Origin of the sequence: Peribacillus sp. NPDC076916 (assembly GCF_050269675.1) — a bacterium.
GTDB lineage: Bacteria > Bacillota > Bacilli > Bacillales > DSM-1321 > Peribacillus > Peribacillus aracenensis.
Map to the genome: position 1 here is coordinate 228,718 of NZ_JBNNIU010000003.1, position 19,083 is coordinate 247,800.

General features: G+C 40.7%; 17 protein-coding genes. 11 read left to right on the forward strand and 6 right to left on the reverse strand.

The window, feature by feature from the left end:
• Window positions 1-30 precede the first annotated feature (30 nt).
• Complete coding sequence (locus tag ACQKFG_RS10650) at window positions 31-486, forward strand: SRPBCC family protein (protein ID WP_349727642.1); 456 nt, start codon at window positions 31-33, stop codon at window positions 484-486.
• 431 nt (window positions 487-917) lie between these two features.
• Here the strand turns inward: ACQKFG_RS10650 and ACQKFG_RS10655 are convergent, their stop codons facing one another.
• Together ACQKFG_RS10655 and ACQKFG_RS10660 are read right to left on the reverse strand one after the other, a co-directional pair.
• Window positions 918-1,829, reverse strand: a complete 912-nt coding sequence (locus ACQKFG_RS10655) for a hypothetical protein (RefSeq protein WP_427558684.1) — start codon at window positions 1,827-1,829, stop codon at window positions 918-920.
• Window positions 1,830-1,922: 93 nt separating this feature from the next.
• Window positions 1,923-2,672, reverse strand: coding sequence for a hypothetical protein (locus tag ACQKFG_RS10660; RefSeq protein ID WP_427558687.1), 750 nt, complete (start codon window positions 2,670-2,672; stop codon window positions 1,923-1,925).
• Between the two features lie 1,419 nt (window positions 2,673-4,091).
• On the opposite strand from ACQKFG_RS10660, the gene ACQKFG_RS10665 reads away from it, so the two are divergent.
• A complete protein-coding gene (locus tag ACQKFG_RS10665; protein WP_349727645.1) occupies window positions 4,092-4,271 on the forward strand; it encodes a DUF4083 domain-containing protein in 180 nt (59 codons plus the stop codon).
• Between the two features lie 587 nt (window positions 4,272-4,858).
• Window positions 4,859-5,032 carry a YjcZ family sporulation protein gene (locus ACQKFG_RS10670; RefSeq protein ID WP_427558690.1) on the forward strand — a complete coding sequence of 58 codons (174 nt, stop codon included), beginning with the start codon at window positions 4,859-4,861 and terminating at the stop codon, window positions 5,030-5,032.
• 55 nt (window positions 5,033-5,087) lie between these two features.
• On the opposite strand, the gene ACQKFG_RS10675 is transcribed toward ACQKFG_RS10670, so the two are convergent.
• Together ACQKFG_RS10675 and ACQKFG_RS10680 are read right to left on the reverse strand one after the other, a co-directional pair.
• Window positions 5,088-5,930 carry an alpha/beta fold hydrolase gene (locus tag ACQKFG_RS10675; RefSeq protein ID WP_427558693.1) on the reverse strand — a complete coding sequence of 281 codons (843 nt, stop codon included), beginning with the start codon at window positions 5,928-5,930 and terminating at the stop codon, window positions 5,088-5,090.
• A gap of 303 nt (window positions 5,931-6,233) precedes the next feature.
• The gene (locus ACQKFG_RS10680; RefSeq protein WP_192206321.1) at window positions 6,234-7,010 is read right to left on the reverse strand and encodes a 3-hydroxybutyrate dehydrogenase; all 777 of its coding nucleotides are present in this window, start codon (window positions 7,008-7,010) and stop codon (window positions 6,234-6,236) included.
• A gap of 257 nt (window positions 7,011-7,267) precedes the next feature.
• Here ACQKFG_RS10680 and ACQKFG_RS10685 point away from each other — a divergent pair, with 257 nt between their 5' ends.
• From ACQKFG_RS10685 to ACQKFG_RS10715, 7 genes are all read left to right on the forward strand, one after another.
• On the forward strand, window positions 7,268-8,215 hold the full coding sequence (locus ACQKFG_RS10685) for a 3-hydroxyacyl-CoA dehydrogenase family protein (protein WP_427558696.1): 948 nt from the start codon (window positions 7,268-7,270) through the stop codon (window positions 8,213-8,215).
• Window positions 8,212-9,387 carry an acetyl-CoA C-acetyltransferase gene (locus ACQKFG_RS10690; RefSeq protein WP_342614422.1) on the forward strand — a complete coding sequence of 392 codons (1,176 nt, stop codon included), beginning with the start codon at window positions 8,212-8,214 and terminating at the stop codon, window positions 9,385-9,387. Before ACQKFG_RS10685 ends, ACQKFG_RS10690 begins: the two co-directional genes overlap by 4 nt.
• A 64-nt stretch (window positions 9,388-9,451) precedes the next feature.
• On the forward strand, window positions 9,452-11,122 hold the full coding sequence (locus ACQKFG_RS10695) for a sigma-54 interaction domain-containing protein (RefSeq protein ID WP_427558700.1): 1,671 nt from the start codon (window positions 9,452-9,454) through the stop codon (window positions 11,120-11,122).
• Window positions 11,123-11,961: 839 nt separating this feature from the next.
• Window positions 11,962-13,347 (forward strand): GntP family permease, encoded by a 1,386-nt coding sequence (locus ACQKFG_RS10700; protein ID WP_057276920.1) that lies wholly within the window; start codon window positions 11,962-11,964, stop codon window positions 13,345-13,347.
• A gap of 32 nt (window positions 13,348-13,379) precedes the next feature.
• Complete coding sequence (locus ACQKFG_RS10705) at window positions 13,380-14,075, forward strand: CoA transferase subunit A (protein WP_034309718.1); 696 nt, start codon at window positions 13,380-13,382, stop codon at window positions 14,073-14,075.
• A 16-nt stretch (window positions 14,076-14,091) separates the two neighbouring features.
• Window positions 14,092-14,739, forward strand: coding sequence for a 3-oxoacid CoA-transferase subunit B (locus ACQKFG_RS10710; protein ID WP_427558703.1), 648 nt, complete (start codon window positions 14,092-14,094; stop codon window positions 14,737-14,739).
• A gap of 412 nt (window positions 14,740-15,151) precedes the next feature.
• Window positions 15,152-16,069 (forward strand): peptidoglycan-binding protein, encoded by a 918-nt coding sequence (locus ACQKFG_RS10715; RefSeq protein WP_427558706.1) that lies wholly within the window; start codon window positions 15,152-15,154, stop codon window positions 16,067-16,069.
• A 76-nt stretch (window positions 16,070-16,145) separates the two neighbouring features.
• Here the strand turns inward: ACQKFG_RS10715 and ACQKFG_RS10720 are convergent, their stop codons facing one another.
• Window positions 16,146-16,994, reverse strand: a complete 849-nt coding sequence (locus ACQKFG_RS10720) for an HAD-IIB family hydrolase (protein ID WP_353872414.1) — start codon at window positions 16,992-16,994, stop codon at window positions 16,146-16,148.
• Window positions 16,995-17,147: 153 nt separating this feature from the next.
• On the opposite strand from ACQKFG_RS10720, the gene ACQKFG_RS10725 reads away from it, so the two are divergent.
• On the forward strand, window positions 17,148-18,137 hold the full coding sequence (locus ACQKFG_RS10725) for a LacI family DNA-binding transcriptional regulator (RefSeq protein WP_427558709.1): 990 nt from the start codon (window positions 17,148-17,150) through the stop codon (window positions 18,135-18,137).
• Between the two features lie 234 nt (window positions 18,138-18,371).
• Here ACQKFG_RS10725 and ACQKFG_RS10730 read toward each other — a convergent pair whose 3' ends face one another.
• Window positions 18,372-18,821: a GNAT family N-acetyltransferase gene (locus ACQKFG_RS10730; protein ID WP_427558712.1), complete on the reverse strand. Its 450-nt coding sequence runs from the start codon at window positions 18,819-18,821 to the stop codon at window positions 18,372-18,374.
• Window positions 18,822-19,083: the final 262 nt, after the last annotated feature.

The window sequence follows — 19,083 nt, forward strand, 5'->3', positions numbered from 1 at the left end:
TAGAAAGTGATTATATAAGGAGGTTGGGCGATGCCTGTTATTGAACATCAACTATTTATTAAAGCACCAGTTGACTTATGTTTTGACCTTAAGAGGAGCGTGGATATCCATACCAAAACGACAGCGAAAACAAAGGAAGTTGCTGTTGATGGTGTGACAGAAGGGCTATTAGAGGAGGGGGATACTGTAACATGGGAAGCCATTCACTTTGGTATTAAACAAAGGCTGAAAGCCCAAGTGACATTAATGGAAAAGCCAAATAAGTTTGTGGATATTATGGTGAAGGGAGCCTTCCATTCCTTCGTGCACACACATCAGTTCATAGAAGAATCAGGCGGAACTATAATGATGGATAAATTTCAATATGAATCACCGTTCGGTCCAATTGGAGTTTTAGCTGATAAATTGTTTTTAGAGAAGTATATGAGAGAATTTATCATTTCTCGTGCAAAGGCACTGAAAAAGATTGCCGAGAATATGCACTAATCTTGTCTAACGAAAAGGTGCTTTAACTATCAGGGGGCTACTGTCTTTTTTTGTTGCAGAAGAGATAAGTGCTTTTAATTTACGAAGATATTATTGATATAAAAAAACGACTTAATGGACTAAGTAAACCTTATGGCGGGCAAACAGATGATGGGGGGATGATTGATTAAATAGCTGTTCTTGTTATGAAATTACTGGCTATTAATGAACGAACGGGTGCTTTAGCTGAAGTTCGGAGCTGTCTTTATCACCGGCACCCTGAACGTTAGCAAATGGCTCGGCTCAGCGGTACAACCGTGTAAGGCCCGCGGATACAACCGACCTTTAATTATAATTATGGTCAAATCTTTTGTAGCGATTTGATCTTTTTATTTGTTTTTATAAGAATAACATAAATAGAACAAATGTTCCAGTGTTAAAGTGTAAAATTATTACTTTTTATTAAAATCACTCTGGTAAAGGGTTATGTTGATTCTCTTGAAGACTAAAGGGCAGGATAATTGAAATAGAGTGGCCATTCTAAGAAAAACAGAATGAGTACGCGGTACTTGTGAGGTTGAATAACTCATCTTTTTGGGAACTAAAAAAGTACTTTGATCAAGTACGTCATCAAAGTACTTTACATTTAACAAACTACCAATTACCACAACAGTCCTCATCGCAGCGTTTCTTCTTCCAACAATCGTGGTGATGGTCCTCATCGCAGCATTTTCTCTTTTTGCAACAACACTCGTGATGTTCATTATCGCAGTGATTTTTCTTTTTACAACACTCGTGATGTTCCTCATCGCAGTGGTTTTTCTTCTTCCAACATTCGTGATGTTCATTATCGCAGTGATTTTTCTTCTTGCAACAATCATGATGTTCATTATCGCAGTGCTTTTTCTTTTTACAACACTCGTGATGTTCATTATCGCAGTGCTTTTTCTTTTTACAACACTCGTGATGTTCATTATCGCAGTGCTTTTTCTTTTTACAACACTCGTGATGCTCATTATGGCAGCGATTTTTCTTTTTACAACACTCGTGATGCTCATTATGGCAGCGATTTTTCTTTTTACAACACTCGTGATGTTCATTATTGCAGTGATTTTTCTTTTTACAACACTCGTGATGTTCATTATCGCAGCATTTTTTCTTACACCAATCGTGGTGATGGTCCTCATCGCAGTGATTTTTCTTTTTACAACATTCGTGATGCTCATTATGGCAGCGATTTTTCTTTTTACAACAATCATGATGCTCATTATCGCAGCATTCTTTCTTACCCCAATCGTGGTGATGTTCATTATCGCAGTGATTTTTCTTAGAACAATCCTCGTGATAACACATAGAAATGTCACTCCTTTCTATTCTATAAAATAAATAAAGGCAAAGCCTTCTCTATTTAGAGAGGGCTTTGCTAGTCAAGATTAAAAACTACTCAACACTGTCATTTATGGAGCAGGAAGAGTATTAGTCGTTGGAGTAGTTGTAGTTTCACAACGACGTTCATTTACGTCGCAAATACCACCATGTGAATCCACGATAACTTGTCGAGTAACTGTAATTGTAGTGCGTAGTACAATCTTGACTAAAATAGCATTGGTAGAAACAAGTCCCGTGGTGCCGATGACTGGAACGCCTGGTTGAGCAAAGATCCCTTCTACTACTAATGGGGGTTCTACCACCATATCCTCAGGACAGGCACCTGGAAAATCTGTATGCTCCTGGAATGGTAAACTCGTTGAAAGTGTGGCTGTTAAAACAGGAGTGGTTGTTCCTGGTGCCGTATATGTTACCGTAATAGCTACAGGAATAAGCCCGATGTTAACGACTTTGTCCCTAATGATTGTCGTGTTACGTGTAACGCCAGCTAGATTCGGTACAACAGCTACTGAAACAATAGTGGATCCTGCTGGAATTGCTGGAGTAAACGCGGTAAAAGGAAGTGTTGCTTCTGCAACCTTTTGGACCGATTTTGAGCCTACAACGGAATTAACTAGGACACAGTCGCTGTTTAATGGAGCAGCAAGTTGGCGAGCAGCAGCTTTAAAATTGCAATTGCATGCAGACTCGTCGTGAGACTTACAAACCTTACATGGCTTTTTAAATTTTGAATGACGATCAAATCTTGAATCATTCCCAAAACCCCAGTCGCTGTCAGAACATGCAGAACCCCAGTTGCTGTGCATCGGATTATTCATACCAAAATTTCCCACAAAATCACAATCCTTTCTTGTAACCCTTTTTTTTTCGAAAATGAAATGGAGTGTAGTATCGAATCGTACTACCCCAAGTGTATTTTCGTAGTAGTTACAAAATATAGTATTAATAAATTAAGGCGATTGCTTGGACAAGTTACTTATATTTCCGGACAAACTGTAAATATTTATAGGTTTATAATGTAGCATTAGAGGGAGTATGGAACGCGGTAAAGAATTGGATGAAACCAAAAGGGAGGCAAAAAGATAAACATTGAAAAGCAGTGCCTACTAAAATACTGGTAAACGCAAAAAGGTCTTCTTTGCTCGACCTTTCGAAAAGTGAACAAAGAAGACCTAAACTCTGTTTAAGGAGTCTAAACGAAGTTTCGTTTCCGTTATCATCGTTTAAATCTATGGGGTTATAGAGGGAACTTCAACCGTTACCTTTTAATGATGTTAAAAAATAGGCGTGTGCCAAGTATATTTTACGGTTTTTCTAATCCGGCTGGGTTTGGTCAAGGGATAAAGTATTCCTTTTGTCTTCGGAGACTTGATTCGTAATCACGGATCAAATCTTTTTCAGCGATTTGAAAGGAACGGATGTTTCAAATTAGAATGTGGAATTATTCCTTTTTTTTAGAATCAGCTCTGCTATATTGTTGTTTCACTTGAAGGGAGCAAGACAGTCGTAGTGTTATAAACTACGCAAGAAATATATGCTATAATTGGACAAAAAAGGAGAAATGCTTTGACCACGTTAATTATCTCAGTATATATAATCATTACACTTGTATCGCTTTTTACTTTCGCTGGGCCTTATTCTCCATTGGTGGGACTTGCAGTTGGATTACCTATACATATTCTAATATTGCTTACACAAATATATAAAGAACTGAAAGTGATATCTAAACAATTTATGTCGTTCAATAAGGAGGCATAGAAAGGAGAACCGTATGACTCAGTACATTTATATAGCTTCACCAATGTGATTGCCAAAAAGTTCGTTCGGGTCAAACCCCTTGTCCCAAGGTCAACCTAATGTCTTTAAAAATGACATACTCAAATCACATCCCTTTAAGACTTGAATTTAAAGGAACAGCGGAAGAAGTAAAATGTTTAACAATCTTATATTCTTATTTAGATGAAGCCCTTAATGCTAGTAATGCAGTAGTGGTAAAGAGGATTCTGCACTTTCTAAGGAACGAAACATTCGCTGGATGGACATTAAAAATCCTTATGACCTAGTCATGGAGGATCGTTAGTTTTGGGAAATTATCTTTTAGAATGAAATGTGCTTTCCTTCAATAGTAGAATTTGATCTGCGGCCTTTTTCTAATGCAACTAGCGGCGGAGGATAGTTCAAGAAGCTTAGTTTATACGTTCTGTATAGTATACAAAAAAAGATAGGGGCGGAGTTCTTTGGGTTTCAATACCGGTGATATAGTATATCAACTGATTATATTTATTTTGTTGTTTGGTGTCATTTTTGCTGTTTACTTTTTTGTTCGGTCTCTCCTTACAAGGTCAAACAAATCCAATAGCATAGAACAAAAACTTGATAGAGTAATTGAGCTGCTTGAAAAGGATAGAAGAGATTAATTTCTTTTATCTTTTTCATTTTTTTTGCTCCTACATAGTTATTAAACTGGGCTGGTTAGATGTAGATCAAAGATTGTTAAGGAAAATGATGAGTAGAATGCCACTTTAATTTTTCTTGATTTGTCTTTAAACAGAAGCTTCCTAATCACAGGAAATAAAAACGCAATATTTATAAAAGCAAGTAAAGTTTTAATTATTATTGGTGTAGTTGAAACAAGCACTATTGTAAACATAACAAGCACGGTGAAAACAAGAATATAAGTATTTCCTTTTATCATAGATACCTCGAACCTTTTTACCTTAATTGTACAATAAACCGAAGTTAGTAGGAATTGCTTGTTGAACTAACGTGCCGTCCGCCATTATAGAGATAGTAGCTAACCCTGTTCCTTCTTCAGCCGAAGCTGGGAACGTCAAGTTGGTTCATGGATCGGAGATATTCTTGACCGAGATAATTGGATTCCCAAATGTTTTAGTGGGTTGTTAAAAAGTTTCCGGAGATTTTTGTGTCATTATCCTATTTGGAACATATGTTGAATTAACCCATTTAATTATTTCCTCCTAAAACGAATAAGGAGATGTTTCTATTGTCAAATTGTGGTCATGAATCAAGTTGTTGTAATGAAGTTGGTGGATTTGGTGGCGGCTTCGCTTTTATAGTCGTTTTGTTTATACTCTTAGTCATCGTTGGAGCTGCTTGTTTCGGCGGAGGTTACGGCGGCGGGTACGGCGGCGTACAAGGGTATGGCAGTTACTGCTAAAAGTAGTATATAAAAAAAAGCCGACCTTTATTGGTCGGCTTCTTTTATGACTAATTTATCGCAAGGTAAGCTTAATGACTGAATCGATAATTTGATCCCAATCTTCACTATGAATCTCATGCCCCGATCCATCAAGAGTCACTAATTCTGCATGAGGGATGGCTTTTGCAAGGGCAAGCCCATGCTCGTATGGCAAGGCTGGATCTTCTGTGCCATGAATAATGAGGACAGGTACGGATATCTCACCCATTCTATCAAAATATTCGTCCCCGCCAGCAAGCAAAGCATGATTGAATCTGCTCGGCAGTTGTTTGGCGCGGTCCGCCTCCCTTTGTGCCAGTTTATACATTCTTTCCTGCTCGTAAGGTTTGGAACCGGCTAAAGTTTTCCATCCATCCGCAAGAAAAGCGATGACCGCCTCCCGATTTGACCAATCCATGGATGCACTCTTCGCATGATGATCCAATATGCTTTGGTCCATTGGGGGGAGTTTTTCCATTACAGTCCCGAACACACTTGATGCAATTAGCGTAAGCGTAGTTACGCGTTCCGGATATCTTAAAGCGAGAATCTGGCCGATCAAACCGCCTAGGGACATCCCGACGATAGACGCCTGCTCTATGGAATAAGCGTCCAGAACACCCGCGGCATCGTCAGCCATGTCCGTTATTGTATAGTTGGAGGTACCGGGTTCATAACTGACAGATCGTCCGAGATCCCGATGATCGTACCGAATGACAAACCTCCCCGAATCAGCGAGGCGGAGACAGAAGTCATCATCCCACCAATCTAATGAAGACATCGCTCCCATGATCAAAAGCACAGCAGGGTCCTTTGGGTTTCCAAAACTTTCTGTACATATATCCACTTTATTTATTTTCAGTATCTGTTCACTCATGTTTTTTTACCTCCGTATTAAATATTATCTAATAGCCGTTACCTTGGCGCAGATCAATAAATTCTTTCCGGAGCATGATGATTGGCCTGCGCTTTTAATTATCGCAGTCTAACCCACTTAATAATCATGACGAGGCCTCCTTTTATATTTGTAAAATGGGAAATGTCCCTATATTACTGTAACATGTGCGAGGTCTGTGAACCACCAAATTTTCCCACAATCCAAGGAAGCCAGAAAACCCCGAATGCAGAGCACCTTTTTGGTGTCATTTATTCGGGGTTTATCGCGGATGCCTTTTTCCTTTTATTGAGCTGTATATCCGCCATCTAACACGACTGCCTGGCCTGTGATGCCCCGTGCTTTGTCGCTTGCGAGGAAAATGGCATAGTCGGCAATTTCACTTACATCGAGTAAGCGGTTTTGTGGGACAAGTGGATAGATGACATCTTCCAAAACGCTTTCTAGAGGTACTTGTCTTGTTTTTGCCAGATCCTCCAATTGTCCGCGGACGAGAGGTGTGTCTACATATCCTGGGCAAAGGGCATTGACGGTAATGCCAAAAGAGGCGCTTTCCAAGGCGGCGACTTTCGTTAAACCGATTACACCGTGTTTGGCACTATTGTACGCTGCTTTGTTGGCAAATCCAATCAGGCCGTTAATGGAAGAGATATTGATGATTCTGCCGAAGCCTTGTTCTTTCATGATCGGCAAAACGTTCTTTATTGAAATGAATGGCGCGGTCAGCATGATTTTGATCATCAGTTCGAATTTTTCAGTTGGAAACTCCTCGATTGGAGCAACATGCTGAAGGCCTGCGTTATTGATGAAAATATCTATTCGTCCGTATTTGTCTTTAGCTTGTTTGATTAGTTGGATAATATCCTCTTCACTTGTTACGTCCGCTTTTAGGCCGATAACATCCAAGCCTTTGTTCCTCAGGTCTAAAGCAGCTTTTTCAACTGTGTTTTGATCAAGGTCGGACAAAACGACCTTTGCGCCATTTTCCGCGAATATCTTTCCGATCTCAAAACCGATTCCTCTAGCGGATCCGGTAATGATCGCCACTTTATCTTTAACCATATTACATTCCTCCAATAAAAAATGTAATGGTCCAGGTCTGTCATTTTATGTCGTAAATAGGGAATATTTCACAAGGTAAACTCCATTGGAAATATAAAGGGAAGGTTATAAAAATATGGTTTAGGTTAATGAGTAAGAGTCTATCATGATTTTCAAGATAAAAAAAGAATTTTATTTCCCTCTAATCTTTGGCATAAATATTGCATAGATAAAAAGGTGAGTAAATAAAGGTAATGGAAACGGAAAGGGGAAGCTGGATGATTAAAAAAATAACCATTATCGGTTCAGGTGTAATGGGGAGCGGGATCGCTCAGTCTTTTGCAGTTAGCGGGTATTCCGTCACCATTAACGATATAAAGGAAGAGTTGCTACACCATGCCCAAAATCGGATTTCTGAGAATCTATCACTGCTCATTGAGGAAGGGGCATTGACTGATCAGGAAAAGCAAGATGCTTTAGCTAATATTACGTATAGCGTAGATTTGGAAGGGGCTGTAAGGGATGCTGACTTTATCATTGAGGCGATTCCGGAAGTCATTGAGCTGAAGTTGAATCTATATCAGCAAATGGAGGGAATAATCAAACCGGATGCCATTGTTGCTTCAAATACATCGACCTTTCCAATTTCTCATTTGATGGAGAAGGCCTCGTTTGCCGACAGAATGGTCATCACGCATTTCTTTAATCCTGGCCATTTGGTTCCGTTGGTTGAAGTTGTTCAGCATGACGAAACAAAGCCTGAAATCGTCAAGACAACAATGGATTTAATGCGTAAAATCGGCAAGTCTCCGATTCTCTTAAAAAAAGAAATAGCAGGATTCATCGCCAATCGTCTCCAGACTGCCTTGATGCGGGAAGCCTTTTATCTATTGAAAGAGGGCGTTGCCGATGCTGAGGATATCGATACGGCGATAACGGCTGGACCAGGTTTTCGATGGGCATTTACTGGGCCGATCGAGATTGCAGATTTTGGCGGATTGGATACATGGATGCGCGTTTTTGATAATGTTTCACCGGTATTGGATCAAAGTAAGGAAGCCCCTGATTTGATTCGTGATTTGGTAGCTAAGGGAAAGCTTGGGACGAAGTCGGGAGAAGGGATTTTTACGTATGAAGGATCTGCCGTGTCTCAGAAAATCAATGAGAGGGACCGTAATTTTATTAAACTGGGAAAATTAAAAATGGAGAAGGAGGAAGTATTATGAGAGAAGTAGTGATTGTGGGGGCAGCAAGAACACCAGTTGGTTCTTTTGGAGGCAGTCTTGCCAATGTGTCGGCGGTTGACTTGGGAGTTGTGGCTGCCAAGGAAGCGATTAAGCGGGCGAATATCTCGGCTGACATGATTGATGAGGTATTGGTAGGGAATATTCTATCTGCTGGATTAGGGCAAAATGTGGCACGTCAGGTTGCGATTCATGCAGGGATTCCGGAAACAACGCCGGCCATGGCCATAAATAAACTTTGCGGATCTGGCCTCCGGACGGTAATAATGGGCGCACAATTCATTGCCCTTGGCGATGCTGATGTGATTCTTGCCGGAGGAATTGAAAGCATGAGCAATGCTCCATATTTACTTCCGAATTATCGTTTTGGACAGAAAATGGGGAATGCCGAAGCAGTCGATTCCATGACATATGATGCCTTGACGGATGTTTTTAATCAATATCATATGGGCGTGACTGCGGAGAATATCGCCGAGCAGTGGGAAATCAGCCGTGAAAAGCAGGACGAATTTGCTTTAGATAGCCAACTGAAGGCTGAAAAGGCACAGCTTGAAGGACGATTTGCAGATGAAATCGTACCTGTTGAATATAAACGCAGAGGAAAGACGATCTTGGTGGACCAAGATGAACACCCGCGTCATGGGCTGACGATCGACCAGCTAGCGAAGCTGCGTCCTGCTTTTAAGGAAAATGGGACGGTTACGGCAGGAAATGCATCCGGAATCAATGATGGGGGTGCGATGTTAGTCCTGATGTCTAAGGAAAAAGCGGACGAGCTGGGACTGGAAGCATTAGCAACAATTAAGTCATATGCAAATGCTGCGCTTGATCCGAAAATCATGGGATACGGTCCTGTGCCTGCGACAAGGAAGGCTTTGGCAAAAGCGGGATTGACAATAGATGATCTTGATTTGATGGAAGTGAATGAAGCCTTTGCGGCACAATCACTCGCCGTGCTTAAAGACCTTAAACTGAATCCGGAGAAAGTGAATGTAAATGGCGGTGCAATAGCTCTGGGTCATCCGGTAGGTGCTTCCGGTGCCCGAATCTTAGTGACTTTATTGTATGAAATGAAGCTTAGGGATGCAAAAACCGGCCTTGCCACATTATGTATCGGTGGCGGACAGGGAACTGCGCTGATTGTGGAACGGTAATGACTTGGCCCCTTTTTCCTATGATATAATGGAGGAAACTTCAGACGGGTTAAGGAGAATAGGAATGGCCAGCGATAATAAAACTATTCAATTTGAATTAGTGAAAGCGATATTGGAAGAATTGCCTTTTGGTGTTTTGGTAACGAAAAACGAAACGGAAATCGTTCTCAGCAATCGCGTATTATCCGAGGCTTTTGCTGAGAATGAATTGGATTTGCAAATAAATTTGATTATTGAAAAAAAACTTGTACCCGCTGTAAATACTCCGATTCGTTTGAATGATCATAATGGGATTGTCAGAAAGGCCCTCATTCAAATGGGTGATGAGGAGTATCAGATTTATCTCCTATTATTTACAAATAATAAAAGTGATTTTCTTAACAGCGATAATCATGAAGAACTTCTGTTTAAGGATATTATCGAATTTGCCTATGACGGCTTGGTGATGGTCGATACGGAAGGGTATGTCCAAATGCTGAGCCACGCTTATGCGGATTTTCTTGGCGTCGATCAGGAAAGTTCCATTGGGAAACATGTAACGGAGGTCATTGAAAATACCCGTATGCATGTGGTCGCCAAAACTGGCAAGCAAGAGGTCGCTGAATTACAAAAAATAAAAGATAATTATATAATTGCGACCCGCTCCCCGATAAGGAAACAAGGTAAATTAATAGGGGCGGTCGGAAAGATTCTGTTTAAGAATGTCGGCCAATTTACCGCTCTTTCCAAACGGATAAATTCACTAGAAGTTGAGCTGAAAAAGTACAAAGGCGATTTTCGCGAGAGGAATAAGGCCTCATATACGTTTGATCATCTGATGGGGAGAAGTCCTGCTTTCATGGAAGTAAAAGGTCAAGCCAAAATTGCCGCTAAAAGCGACTCGAATGTGTTGATCTTGGGTGAAAGCGGAACAGGTAAGGAGCTGTTTGCCCATTCCATTCATAATGATAGCAGAAGGGCCATGGGTGTATTTGTCAAAGTGAACTGTGCGGCCATCCCGGCAGAGCTTCTGGAGTCAGAACTATTCGGCTATGAAGAGGGTTCCTTCACTGGTGCAAAAAAAGGCGGAAAAGCAGGTAAGTTCGAAGCGGCTGAAGGCGGAACGATTTTTCTCGATGAAATCGGTGAGCTGCCACTGCATATGCAGGTTAAGCTGCTCCGTGTGTTACAAGAAAAAGAGATCGAGAGGGTCGGTTCGACGGGAAGCATTCCGATTGATGTACGGGTAATCGCTGCAACGAACCGTAATCTGGAGGAAATGGTCTCGAAGGGGGAATTCCGACTTGATATGTATTACCGGCTGAAGGTCTTGCAAATCCAGGTTCCTTCCATGAGAGAGCGACCGGAGGACATTGAAATACTGGTAAATCATTTTGTTGAAAAGTACCAGAACCTCATGAAAAAACGCGTAACGGGGATGAGTGAACAAGCTTTACGGCTGTTGCGTCTTTATAAATGGCCGGGTAATATCCGTGAGTTGGAGAATATCATCGAACGCGCAATGAATATTGTGGAAGAAGGGGAAATGATACGTTCCAAGCATCTCCCTGAAGAAATAACGGGACATAAAGAATCAGTATCGATTCGCACTTTAGCGGAAGTAATGGATGAAACCGAACGGGCTGCAATCGTTTCATGTTTGGAAATGACTTCTGGTAATAAATCAGAAACGGCAAAGAGACTCGGAGTGAGTCGAACGACACTGTATGAAAAAATGAATAAATATGGTTTATGAATGTTGAAATTGTCCTTTTGCGAAGGGTACTTTCTGAATTTTTAAAATAGTAGATTGGACGGAAAGCGAGTACCTGGAGTAAACGCAACGTTCAAAGTATACAAAACATAAAAAAAGAATGTAGGAACAGAGGTTAAATCTAAAGTTTTAAAAAAGTTGATTGGAACGGAAGGTGCGAGACTCCTGCGGGAAAAGCGAGTCCAGGGGAGACCCCACAGGCGCAAAAGCGCAGAGGAGGCTCCCGGACCGCCCGCGGAAAGCGAGTGCCTGGAGAGGAAATCAACGATCAAATTAACTATAGACCAACTCGATTTCCATTGAGTATGTCTACAGTCTGAAGTGCCCTTTAGTCCAAGGGCACTTTTTTTATACTTATTAACCACCTCTTAAGAATTTTTCACTAGCAAATATTTGAAGTGTAAGGAAATCCGTACATAAAACGAAAGGGAATTTAAAAGTTGTAAGAAAAGTCTTACACTTTTTTGGAGTTTATCTTTGTGTGTACTGAAACCTTTACAGTTTTAAGTGATTTTAGGGAAGGAAATGTTTGAAAAAGCTTTAAAAGATGAGATTTTTCCTTGTATTTAAGTTGGCACAATAATTGCATAATTACTTTAGTGAATGGCCCATCTGTCATTTTATATTGTGTTTCCACGTAAAATGAAAAGGAATTATTGAAAGCGTTCTCAATATTTAGGGGGATCATTCAGTTTGACTTGGGGAAGGCAGGCTGAATGGTAAAAGCGGAAAAATTAAAAATATGGAATTTAGGAGATTGCTAGTCCTATTTAACGGCTTCCGAATTATTTTGGGGCAAGGGGAGAAAAGGGGGAATTGAATTGGTGATTCAAATTTTAGCCATTGTGGTGGCACTGGGACTTTTAATTTTTTTAGCCTACCGGGGCTATCCGGTCATTATCATAGCGCCGGTTGTTACTTTATTGGCGGTCATTTTATCCGGCGGACATTTGCTGCCGAGTTATACAGAGACATATATGACGTTTGCGGCTAACTATATAAAAGCGTTCTTTCCGATATTTTTATTAGGGGCCGTATTTGGAAAAGTCATGGAGATGAGCGGTGCAGCTGCATCCATCGCCAAGACCATCGTAAAATCACTAGGCTCCAAGCAGGCTATTCTTGCTGTAGTGCTGGCGTGCTCGGCGCTGACATATGGCGGGGTTTCATTGTTTGTAGTGGCATTCGCCGTTTATCCATTTGCAGCGGCAATTTTTAAAGAAGCAGACATTCCAAAAAGATTATTGCCGGGAACGATAGCATTGGGCGCCTTCACATATACGATGGATGCCCTTCCTGGAACACCTCAGATTCAAAATATCATTCCAACGAATTATTTCGGAACAGATACGTATGCAGCTCCAATCATGGGGATTATTGGCGCGATCATGGTATTCACTGGAGGAATGATCTGGTTAGAGCGTCGCCGTAAACAAGCGGTGGCAAATGGTGAAGGCTACGGGGAAGGACATATCAATGAGCCAGAAAGTGCAGAACAGCAAAACCTGCCTAACTTTTGGCTGTCCATCGTACCGCTCATCCTTGTCGTAGCGTTTAATTTTGCTTTCAGCCGCAGTGCCATTTCGGTTAAGCATTGGTATGATGCTTCGATGTTGAAGGAAACCTTCAACATTGCCGATGTAAGCACAGTGACTTCATCCTGGTCTTTGATTGTTGCCTTGGCAATCGGCATCATTGCAGCGATGCTTCTGAATGTTGGACGCATCAAGGTCAAATTGGCTAGTGGATTAACAGCTGCGGCAATGGGATCATTGCTTGCCATATTCAATACTGCATCTGAAGTTGGTTTTGGGAATGTGGTGAAAACACTTCCTGGATTCTCGGTCATTCAAAACTGGGTGTTCAATGCAAGCGGTAATCCGCTCGTATCCGAAGCTATTGCCGTCAATGTGCTCGCAGGGATTACCGGATCCGCATCAGGTGGACTTTCGATTGCGCTAGAAGTGATGGGAAGTCACTATTTGCAGGTAGCCCAAAGTGTCGGAATCACCCCGGAAATGCTTCATCGAATAGCATCCATGGCATCTGGCGGAATGGATACACTGCCGCATAATGGTGCCGTCATTACCTTGCTTGCCATTACTGGACTGACACATCGTCAATCTTACAAGGATATTTTTGCGATTACGATTTTGAAAACAGTGACCGTGTTCATCATAGCTTTTGCAACATCACTGTTTATTTAATAGAATAGTATTAGGAATGGAGATGATGGAAAATGAGTAAATTATTAACATCTTTTGATAGCGCTATTCAACAAATCGAGGATGGAGCAACCATTATCGTAGGCGGGTTCGGATTAAGCGGAATACCAGAGAAACTAATCATTGCTTTGCGTAACAAAGGTGTAAAGGATTTGACGATTGTCAGCAACAATTGCGGTGTCGATGACTGGGGTCTGGGTCTATTGCTGGAAAATAAACAAATCAAAAAAATGATCGCTTCTTATGTTGGGGAAAATAAGTTATTTGAACAGCAATTTTTAAGTGGCGAGCTGGAGGTCGAACTAGTTCCCCAAGGAACGCTGGCCGAGCGTTTAAGAGCGGGCGGAGCGGGAATTCCTGCCTTTTATACAGCTACAGGAGTAGGGACGGAAGTCGCAAAAGGTAAAGAACATAAAGAGTTTGATGGCCGCACATACATTATGGAAAAAGGAATAGTCGGGGATTTTGCCTTTGTAAAAGCCTGGAAAGCAGATCATTTCGGTAATCTTGTATATCGGAAAACGGCAAGGAATTTTAACCCTGTCGTTGCCACCGCAGGGAAAGTCACACTTGTCGAAGTGGAGGAGCTTGTGGGCACAGGGGAGCTCGATCCAGATGAAATTCATACTTCAGGGGTTTATGTACAAAAAGTGCTTGTAGGAAATGACTATGAAAAACGAATTGAAAGACTTACAACTGCTAACGCATAAAAAGGAGGAGTATCGAATGACTAGACAACTAATTTTAGAACGGGCCGTTAAAGAAATCAAAGATGGAATGTGTGTGAATTTAGGGATTGGAATGCCGACCTTGATTGCCAACATGATTCCAAATGACTTTAATGTCATGCTTCAATCGGAAAATGGCTTACTCGGAATCGGGCCTTATCCCCAAAAGGATGAAGTTGATCCGGATTTGATCAATGCAGGAAAAGAAACGGTAACGGCAAAAGCGGGGGCATCATTTTTTGATAGCGCTGAATCATTCGCAATGATTCGCGGCGGCCACATCGACCTAGCCATTTTAGGCGGGATGGAAGTTTCCGAGAATGGGGACTTGGCAAACTGGATGATTCCAGGGAAGATGGTAAAAGGAATGGGAGGAGCGATGGACCTCGTCCAAGGCGCAAAACGAATTGTCGTCATCATGGACCATGTGAACAAGCATGGGGAATCCAAAGTGAAAAAGAGCTGTACATTGCCATTGACGGGGGAAAAAGTCGTCCATTGCCTGATTACCGACCTGGCTGTTTTTCAATTTACAGAAGCTGGTATGGAATTGATTGAATTGCAAAATGGCATACCACTTGATGAAGTGAAAAGTAAAACAGAGGCTGACTTTACAATAAGCCCCTCTATTGAAATTAAGGCGTAAGTTAAAGAGATTAATAAAACAATTCATTAATAGACTACTTTCATTCGCAAACAGGCGAACGGAAGTAGTCTAATTTTTTTGGGGAAATTCCATTTCTATTGTGAAGGAACAACAGGCTTTTTCACCCTCAGTCATCAATCTTGGATAAAGATGATATATTCAAAAAAAAATAATAATTTCCGACATTCCCTCCGAATATCTGGCTAGCCGAGACCCCACAGACGCTTACGTCGAGGAGGCTTGGCAGGCAGTCGGCGGAAAGGGAGCGGATTTCTGAAATCAGCTGGAACGTTTGTTAAATAACCTATTACTTCCATTCTCTAATAAAAGAGAACAAACTTTTCCAACCATGCTACTTTTCCATTTAAAGGGCTTATATAAAGCCTGATGGGAACTAAAAGGAGGGATTGCATTGACGGTAGCATTACGAACATTACTTGATCGATCAGTGAAAAGGATGGGCAAAGGGATGAATCCTGTGGTGAAGGGATCAGCATTGGAAATGGTGGAATGTGCTTATACTGAAGGGATCACTGTACAGATAAGTGCAGGCCATCGCTCTTTGGAAGAACAAGCCGCACTTTATGGTCAAGGACGAGTTTACAGCTACAATGGAAAAAACTATAGCAATCTAGCTAAACCTATTGTGACGAACGCTAAACCAGGGCAATCTTATCATAATTATGGACTGGCCATTGATTTCTTCATTGTGAGTGATGATGGCAAGAGGGCGATATGGACAGTTGATTCAAAGTGGCAGCGCGTGGCTGCCATAGGTAAGGATTTAGGATTTAAATGGGGCGGGGATTGGAGTTCATTCAAGGATTATCCCCACTTGGAGATGACAGGCGGGTTATCTTTTACACAGTTACAAGCAGGAAAAGAACCTCACCTTACCTTCAAATTAGAAAAAATGGAAATGCCGAAGGCCAGCAAAGGAGATAGTCATATAATTTCGATACAAAAAACGTTAAATAGCCGATATAAAACGAATATTGAAGGTGATGGGTTTTATGGTCCAAAAACTCGATCGGCTCTAATAAAAGGTTTACAAACGGAGCTGAATAAGCAATACAATAAAAAGCTAATTGCCGATGGAAAATGGGGACCTAAAACCAAGACAGCAACCGTCACTATAAAAAAAGGAGCTGCTGGCAACATCACATGGATCCTGCAAGCAGCGCTCTATTTGAAAGGGTTTAACCCCGGGCCCCTTGACGGAGAATTCGGGGGGAAAACAGAGGCGGCATTATTTCAATACCAAAAGGCAAGCAAGATTTCCGCTGATAAGCTTGCAGGTAAAGAAACATGGAATGAATTGCTTGCTTGATAGAAAAACCATACCGTTAGCAGAAAGTTAAAGCTGTGGCAAAAGCGCTCCAACTTCTCACTACTTATACTTCCCCTCAATGATTAATTATGGATTGCAAAGTTCTTAATATTCCTTTAGAGTACGTACCTGTCGCTATTTTAGGATGAGCTTCCTTCGCTTCTTGAGTTGCATTCCCTACCAAGTAACCATGTTTAACACTTTTTAACATGAGCAGATCATTGCCGCTATCCCCGAATGCAAAGGCATGCTCCCGACTCAGCGCGAATTTGTCTAGCATAAAACGTACAATTTCATTTTTTCCAGTACCTAATGGAATAAAGTCTATATCATAACTATCTTCAGGATCTCCGGCAAGGGGATTGCAACGATTGATATTTACCCCTACCCCGTACTCTTTGGCCACCATCTGGATGGTGGCTAAGTTCTTCTTGTCGAGGGATTCATGTTGTATTTGATAATAATAATTTCTTTTGTAGCGTGAACTTCCCATTTGAGTCTGAGGAATCAATGGTATATTGCCGTTATGTAGAACATTATAAATTTCATCGACTTTCCTTTTATTAAATTCTTCGATAGTAATCTGTGAATGCCAATCTGGATCATTTTCCAAAAAATTATTTTCTGAGAAATAGGTGATTTCAGTACCTAAGTCACTGGCAATAAAATGCGGGAAAAATCTGAAGCCACCTTGTTCCATTTTATGTAATATTGATTCAATACCACTTCCAGTGACCCAGCCAAAGACAAGTTCTCCATCGTGACTTTTTGCCTCTAAGTAATTTTCAAGTTCATATAAATCTTTCTGTCTCTCGTGACTCATGGAGTGAGGATAATAGGTTTCATCAAAATCACAGAATACAATGTATTTTGGGTCTTCAACATTTGGCAGTAACTGAAACCCGCCCTTTTTATTCAATAACATAACAATCCCTCCATTAGCTAAAAATATCCGCTTCAATAACATGTAAAAATGCAACTCAGGAAAATTTGGTAATATGTGATATGTGAGGAACGGTTTAATAATAACTTCTGAAATCGGTAACATGTCAACCACTTATTACAAGGATGTGATCAAATGACTAAAATTAGCGAAATAGCCAAGATGTGTAATGTCTCTAAAACAACGGTATCTAGAGTCTTGAATAATCATCCATATGTATCAAAAGAAAAAAGGGAACAAATCTTAAAGGTCATTGAAGAACTTGATTATGCACCAAGTTCACTTGCCCGGAATTTTAGGACAAATAAAAACCAAACCATTGCACTATCAGTCCCAAGATTCGATCATCCATTCTTTGCCCAATTGGTTAAAGGGGTATCTCTAGCGGCATTGGAAAATGATTATAAAGTTCTTATTTTTCAAACCTTTTATGATTCGAAAAATGAATTGGATGTTATGGAAAAATTAAAGAATAGAGAAGTAGATGGAGTTATTTTAGGAGCGTTAGAAAATGAATGGAATGTAATAAAGCCTTATTTGAAATACGGCCCAATCTTACTGTGTAATGAATACCATCATTCCGCCTCTATACCAATTATTGGTTATGATGAATTTGAAGCGACTTACAAAGCGGTAAATCATTTAATAAAAAAAGGCCATAGGAAGATAGGTTTTTGCTACGATACTTCTTATAGTCAGGCTCAGGGTCAAAGAAAAAAGGGGTTTTTAAAAGCGCTAGCGGATAATAATTTACTACACAATGAAGATTGGATATTTGGACATGGATTTAATATTGAAGATGGATTCCGTATTTGTGATGAAATATTAAAATTAAAAGAAAAACCTACTGCCTTATTTACTGGAAATGATCAGGTAGCAGCAGGAATTATTAAAAAGGCAACTACATTGGGCTACAAAATACCGGAATGCCTAGCTATAGTTGGTTATGATAATCAATCGATTTGCCAAGTCACAACCCCTACCATAACCACAATCGATATACCAATTATGGAACTGGGACAATGCACTGTAATAGAATTAATAAAATATTTTAATGATGATTTGGAATTAAAGCGGGACATTATTAAATTGCCTACCAAACTTAAAATCAGGGAATCAACCTAACCATCATTAAGATATAAAACTTTCTATTCAGGTACATTATCCTTTTAGACAGACACCAAAAAGAAGAGCGGGATTAAGCAGTTCCAGCTATATGGATGTTGTCGGATAGGATGCAATCCGTCCTGCCCTGGGAATAATTCGACTTTCCCGGGAAATAATTCACCTAAACCCGTCATGATTCGACTTACCCTGGAATAATCCTTCCTGCACAAGTCCGCTAATCATCTAAAGAATTCATTCAAGTTCCAAGCACCAATCATTGCATCTCATAAAGCTCCCTGGCGGGTATTCGAATTCACATTCGGAGATGAGGTTGAAGCCGAGCTTGCGGCAAATTGCGTTTGATGCAGAATTATTGATCGAAGGGAAAGCGTGAATGTATTTGTATTTTCGTTCGGCTTTGACTTTCTCTATCAGTGCCTTCACGGCTTGAGATGGGATTCCTTTTCCTTGAAAGGAAGGGAGGACGCTCCAGCCGATTTCGTATACATATTCATCATTCCACACTTTTTGCCAGTAGCCAACGGAACCGGCTGCCTCTGCCTCCGGAAACGAGTTGATGCTAAACATGCACCCCTTATCCCCAATCTGTAGATACCGTTGATGGCGTTTCAGGATTTGTTCATTATTTTCTGTTCCGCCAAGGTGTTCCATCAAGCCAATAAATCCAAGAGTTATTATCATTTTGCTGCAACTGTTAAAAAGGGTGGAGTATATATTGGTAAGGGCTTATCAAAGTCTAAGGCAGTTGCTAGAATAAAGTCGAAGAATGATACGTGGTCTACTTCTAGTAATCAAGCAAAAGGTGTTGCATCTTCGGCTAATAAGAATGGAAAACCAATAAATGAGGTTGACAAACTTAACGGTAAACCTAAAAAAGGTTATTACTGGCATTGGCACCCTTATAAGCGAACTCCGAAAGCTCATGCTTTTTACGGTGGACCCG

Excerpts from the sequence above, each read along its gene's own strand:
- ACQKFG_RS10720 (WP_353872414.1), bottom strand. The coding sequence starts at position 16,994 with ATGTTATTGAATAAAAAGGGCGGGTTTCAGTTACTGCCAAATGTTGAA.
- ACQKFG_RS10650 (WP_349727642.1), top strand. The coding sequence starts at position 31 with ATGCCTGTTATTGAACATCAACTATTTATTAAAGCACCAGTTGACTTA.
- ACQKFG_RS10725 (WP_427558709.1), top strand. The coding sequence starts at position 17,148 with ATGACTAAAATTAGCGAAATAGCCAAGATGTGTAATGTCTCTAAAACA.
- ACQKFG_RS10705 (WP_034309718.1), top strand. The coding sequence starts at position 13,380 with ATGAGTAAATTATTAACATCTTTTGATAGCGCTATTCAACAAATCGAG.
- ACQKFG_RS10710 (WP_427558703.1), top strand. The coding sequence starts at position 14,092 with ATGACTAGACAACTAATTTTAGAACGGGCCGTTAAAGAAATCAAAGAT.
- ACQKFG_RS10695 (WP_427558700.1), top strand. The coding sequence starts at position 9,452 with ATGGCCAGCGATAATAAAACTATTCAATTTGAATTAGTGAAAGCGATA.
- ACQKFG_RS10690 (WP_342614422.1), top strand. The coding sequence starts at position 8,212 with ATGAGAGAAGTAGTGATTGTGGGGGCAGCAAGAACACCAGTTGGTTCT.
- ACQKFG_RS10680 (WP_192206321.1), bottom strand. The coding sequence starts at position 7,010 with ATGGTTAAAGATAAAGTGGCGATCATTACCGGATCCGCTAGAGGAATC.
- ACQKFG_RS10685 (WP_427558696.1), top strand. The coding sequence starts at position 7,268 with ATGATTAAAAAAATAACCATTATCGGTTCAGGTGTAATGGGGAGCGGG.
- ACQKFG_RS10675 (WP_427558693.1), bottom strand. The coding sequence starts at position 5,930 with ATGAGTGAACAGATACTGAAAATAAATAAAGTGGATATATGTACAGAA.
- ACQKFG_RS10660 (WP_427558687.1), bottom strand. The coding sequence starts at position 2,672 with ATGAATAATCCGATGCACAGCAACTGGGGTTCTGCATGTTCTGACAGC.
- ACQKFG_RS10730 (WP_427558712.1), bottom strand. The coding sequence starts at position 18,821 with ATGATAATAACTCTTGGATTTATTGGCTTGATGGAACACCTTGGCGGA.